The 4832-nt window shown below is 77.6% G+C and carries 5 protein-coding genes; 1 reads left to right on the top strand and 4 read right to left on the bottom strand.

What is annotated here, in order from left to right; genetic code table 11:
- The coding region (locus tag AC5FZL_RS15490) for an ABC transporter ATP-binding protein (RefSeq protein ID WP_493619779.1) at nt 1-1752 on the top strand (1752 nt) is incomplete at its 5' end.
- Nucleotides 1753-1771: 19 nt separating this feature from the next.
- Here AC5FZL_RS15490 and AC5FZL_RS15485 read toward each other — a convergent pair.
- The 4 genes from AC5FZL_RS15485 to AC5FZL_RS15470 form a co-directional block, all read right to left on the bottom strand.
- Nucleotides 1772-2374: a response regulator transcription factor gene (locus AC5FZL_RS15485; protein WP_493619778.1), complete on the bottom strand. Its 603-nt coding sequence runs from the start codon at nt 2372-2374 to the stop codon at nt 1772-1774.
- On the bottom strand, nt 2371-3489 hold the full coding sequence (locus tag AC5FZL_RS15480; protein ID WP_493619777.1) for a sensor histidine kinase: 1119 nt from the start codon (nt 3487-3489) through the stop codon (nt 2371-2373). Before AC5FZL_RS15480 ends, AC5FZL_RS15485 begins: the two co-directional genes overlap by 4 nt.
- 9 nt (nt 3490-3498) lie before the next feature.
- Nucleotides 3499-4317 (bottom strand): ABC transporter permease, encoded by an 819-nt coding sequence (locus AC5FZL_RS15475; RefSeq protein ID WP_493619776.1) that lies wholly within the window; start codon nt 4315-4317, stop codon nt 3499-3501.
- Nucleotides 4314-4832, bottom strand: a 519-nt coding sequence (locus AC5FZL_RS15470) for an AAA family ATPase (RefSeq protein WP_493619775.1), incomplete at its 5' end; no start/stop codon positions are given. The genes AC5FZL_RS15475 and AC5FZL_RS15470, both read right to left, overlap by 4 nt.

The raw sequence follows: 4832 nt of genomic DNA, 5'->3' as shown, positions 1-4832 counted from the left end.
GGAACCCGCGCCACCGTGCGCCGCGCCGTAGCGCTGTCCCCGGAGATCGCCGTCGGGCTGCGCACCACGCTGGCGCTCGCGGCGCTGACCACGCTGGGGCGGATCGCCGTGCCGGTCGCCGTCCAGCAGACCGTCGACCGCGGCCTGCAGGGCCCCGGCGGCCCGGACGTCGGCCTCGTCGCCGTGCTCACGAGCCTCGCCGCCGTGGTGGTCCTGGCGACGGCGGCGACGTCCTACGTGGTCAACGTGCGGCTGTTCCGCGCCAGCGAGGCGGGCCTGGCCACGCTGCGCGAGCGGGCCTTCGACCACATCCACGACCTCGCGGTGCTCACCCAGAACCGGGAGCGGCGCGGGTCGGTGGTCTCGCGCGTCACCAGCGACGTGGACACCATCTCCACGTTCCTGCAGACCGGCATGCTCGTGCTCGTCCTGTCCCTGGGTCAGCTGGTGCTCGCCACCGGCCTGATGCTCGTCTACTCCTGGCAGCTGGCCCTGCTCGTGTGGGCGTGCTTCGTGCCGGTCGTCCTCGCCCGCCACCGCCTGCAGCAGCCGGTCAGCCGCGCCTACGCCGCGGTGCGCGAGCGGATGGGAGACCTGCTCGGCGGGATCTCCGAGGCCGTCGTCGGCGCCGACACCATCCGCGCTCACGCCGCGTCGGCGCGCACCTGGCGCTCGGTGGACGCCGCCGTGGAGGCCCACCGGCGCGACGCCGTGCGCGCGCAGACGGCGACCGCCACGACCTTCTCGATCGGCGTGCTGGTCTCCGGGCTGGTGCTCGCCGCCGTCGTGGTCGCCGGGACGTTCCTCGGGCTGGCGGGGGAGATCACCCTGGGCCAGCTCCTGGCCTTCCTCTTCATCGTCCAGCTCTTCACCGCCCCGGTGCAGGCCGCCACCGAGGTCCTCAACGAGCTGCAGAACGCCCTGGCCGGGTGGCGGCGGGTCATCGGCGTCCTGGACACCCCGGTCGAGGTGGCCGAGCCGGCCGAGGCCGACGCGCTGGACCTCCCCTCCGGGCCGGTCGACGTCCGGCTGCGCGGGGTCTCCTACACCTACCCCGGCACGGCGGCGCCGGTGCTGCACGACGTCGACCTGCACCTGCCCGCCGGGGCGCGCGTGGCGGTGGTGGGCGAGACCGGGTCGGGCAAGACCACCCTGGCCCGGCTGGTCACCCGCCTCGTCGACCCCGACCGCGGCGAGGTGCTGCTCTCCGGCGTCGACGCCCGCCGGCTGCGCGGGCCCTCGCTGCACCGCCGGGTCGTCGTCGTGCCCCAGGAGGGCTTCCTCTTCGACACCACCGTCGGCGCGAACGTGCGCCTGGGCCGGCCCGGGGCCAGCGACGCCGACGCCGCCGCGGCCCTGGCGGAGCTCGGCCTGGACGGCTGGCTCGCCGGCCTGCCGGCCGGGCTCGACACCGCCGTGGGCCAGCGCGGGGAGCGGCTGAGCGCAGGGGAGCGCCAGCTCGTGGCGCTGGCGCGCGCGCACCTCGCCGACCCCGACCTGCTCGTGCTCGACGAGGCGACCTCCTCCGTCGACCCCGCCACCGAGGTGCGCCTGCAGCGCGCGCTCGAGGGCGTGCTCAGCGGCCGGACGTCGATCGCCATCGCCCACCGCCTGTCCACCGCCGAGGCGGCCGACGTCGTCGTGGTCGTCGACGCCGGGCGCGTGGTCGAGGTCGGCTCCGCCACCGAGCTCGCGCACGCGGGCGGGCCCTACTCGCGGCTGCACGCCGCCTGGACCGCCCAGCACGTGTGAGGGCGGGCGCCGCGGCGGCTCACAGCCAGCCGCGCTCGCGGGCGATCCGCGCGGCCTCCCCGCGGTTGCGGGCGCCGAGCTTGGTCATCGCCGTGGACAGGTAGTTGCGCACGGTGCCCTCCGCCAGGTGCAGCTCGGCCGCGATCTCGCCGTTCGGACGGCCGTCCCCGGCGAGCGCGAGCACCGCGCGCTCGCGCTCGGTCAGCGGGTCGGCGCCGTCCCAGGCGGCCACGGCCAGCGCGGGGTCGACCACCCGCTCACCGGCCCGCACCCGGCGCACGACGTCGGCGAGCTGCTCGACGGGCGCGTCCTTGAGCACGTACCCGGCCACCCCGCTGTCGAGGGCGCGGCGCAGGTAGCCCGAGCGCGCGAAGGTGGTCACCACCACCACCCGGGTGCGCGCGCCGCTCCGGTGCAGCTCGGCGGCGACGTCGAGGCCGCTGGCCCCGGGCATCTCCACGTCGGTGAGCAGGACGTCGGGGTCGTGCGCGCGCACCGCGGCCAGCGCCTGGGGGCCGTCGCTGGCGGTGGCCACCACGTCGATGTCGGCCTCGAGCGCCAGCAGCGCGGCGAAGGCGCCGCGCACCATCGCCTGGTCCTCGGCCAGCACCACGGTGATCACGGGGCACCGGGCGCGGGCAGCGAGGCGGTCAGGGTCGTGCCCGCCCCTCGGGAGCCGCCGCCCCGGGTGACGCTCCCGCCCAGGGCGGCCAGCCGCTCGCGCATGCCCGTCAGCCCCCCGCCCTCGGGAGCGGCGGCCCCGACCCCGTCGTCGCGGACCTCGAGCACCGCCCGCCCGTCCCGGAGGTGCACCGCGACGGTGCAGCGGGTCGCCCCCGCGTGGCGCACCACGTTGGTCACCGCCTCCCGCAGCGCCAGCGCCAGCGCCGCCTCCGCGGTCGGCGCGAGGCCGAGCGGCGCGTCGCGGTCGACGGCGAGCTCCACCCCGGCGGCGGCGAGGGTGTCGCGGGCCGTAGCCAGCTCGTCGTCCAGCGACACGGCCCGCCACCCCGAGACGGTCGCCCGCACCTCGGTGAGCGCCGTGCGCGCCGTCCGCTCGAGCTCGAGCAGCTCGGCGGCGGCCCGCTCGGGGTCGGCGGCCACGAGGCGCCGGGCGAGCTGGGCGCGCACCACGACGCTGGTGAGGGAGTGGCCGAGCAGGTCGTGCAGGTCGCGGGCCAGGCGCTCGCGCTCCGTCAGCGTGGCCAGCTGCTCGATCCGGGCGTTCTCCACCCGCAGGGCGGCCGCCTCCCGCTCGCGGTCGGCCTCGGTCAGGGTCGCGGCGCCGACCACCCAGATGAACAGCAGCGGCGGGCCGAGAGCGAGGAAGCGGTAGGGGAAGGGCACCGGCGAGACCACGCCCAGCACCAGGACGACGGCGCTGAGCCCGGCCATCCACCGCAGCGCCTCCGCCCGCGGCCGGTAGGAGCCGGCGAAGGCGGCCGCGTAGACGAAGAGCACGCTGGCGCCGCCGTTCACCGGGAGCACCAGGACGCCGAGGGCGGCGGCCACGACCGGGGACCACCGCCGGGCCCGTCCGGGGGAGCGCTCCACGTGCAGGTAGAAGGGCACGAAGACCGCCACCAGGGCGAGGGTCGCGCCCACGGCCAGCGCGCCGGACGCCGGGTCGAAGAGGGGCTGGAACGCCAGCATCCCCAGGTACGCGAGGTACCACGGGGACGAGGCGCTCCACCCCGGGCGGGAGGTGCTCCCGCCGGCAGCGGGGGTGGCGGTCACGGCCGGAGGCTACGGCCGCACGCGGCGCAGGGCGAGGGCCGCGACGCCCGCCAGCACCGCCGTGCTGGCCAGCAGGGCCAGCACGTGGCCGGTGGCCGGCGAGCCGTCGAGCTGGGCCAGCGCGAGCTGCGCCAGGTGGTACGTCGGCAGCGCCGGAGCCACGGCCTGGACGCCCGAGGGCAGCATCTCGAGGGGGAACCACAGCCCCGACGCGACCGCCGAGGGCAGGAAGACGGCCTGGAGCACCGCGGTGGTGGCCGAGCCGGACAGCAGCGCCCCCACGGCCAGGCCGAGCAGCACGAACGGCAGGCTGCCGAGCAGGAGCACGCCGACCAGCCGGAGCCAGGTGAGCGGGTCGAGCCGCGTCCCGCTGACCGCGGCGCCCACGGCCGTCATCGCGAGCAGCACGCCGAGGGAGTGCGGCAGCGTCGCCACGGCCTTGGCCACGAGGGTCACCGGCACCGGGGTGGCCGAGACGGCCTTGACCCGCAGCCAGCCGCGGTCGCGGTCGGTCGCCAGCCCGATGCCCGGGGTGATGAGGGCGACGCCCGTGACGCCGAAGGTGCCGTAGGTGGCGAGCAGGGTGGCGCCCACCGTCGTGCCCGTGCTGCCCGCGCCGGCGCCCTGCTCGCCGAACAGCGAGGTGAAGAGGGCGAAGAAGCCCACCGGCATCCCCACCGAGAAGAACAGGGTGAGGGGGTCGCGCAGGACGGAGCGCAGCTCCTCCACCACCTCCGAGCCGAGCACCCGCGGCAGCGACCAGCCCGGAGCGGCCGACGGGCGGACGGCGTCCAGCGCCGGCGCGCCGGTGGCGCTCGCCGCGCTCACGAGGCCACCGCCAGCGCCGCCTCGTCGCCGGAGGCGCCGGTGAGGGCGACCAGCGCCTCCTCCAGGCCCGCGCCCTCCACCCGCAGGTCGTGCAGGTGCGGGTCGGCGTCCAGCCAGTGCCGCAGCACCCGCTCGGGGGCGTTGGTCGAGACCACGACGCGCTCGCCGTCGCGCTGGGCCGAGAGCACGCCGGGGGCGCCCCGCAGCGCCTCCGGGGCCAGGTCCGTGCGCGCGGAGACCGTGCGGTCCGGCAGCCGGTCGACGAGGGCGGCGGGCGAGCCGTGCGCCACGACGCGACCGGCCCGCAGCACCACGACGTCGTCGGCGACCGCGGCGGCCTCCTCCACGTGGTGGGTGGTCAGCAGCACCCCCGCCCCGGCGTCGCGCCGCGCGGCGACGGTGCGCCAGAAGGCCCGCCGCGCCTCGACGTCGAGCCCCGTGGTCGGCTCGTCCAGCACGAGCAGCGCCGGCTCGCCGACGAGCGCCATCGCCAGCTGCAGCCGCCGCTGCTGCCC

Source organism: Quadrisphaera sp. DVD1 (genome assembly GCF_058932755.1).
The sequence above is the reverse complement of the archived record's forward strand: the minus strand, read 5'-3'. Positions and strand labels throughout refer to the sequence as shown.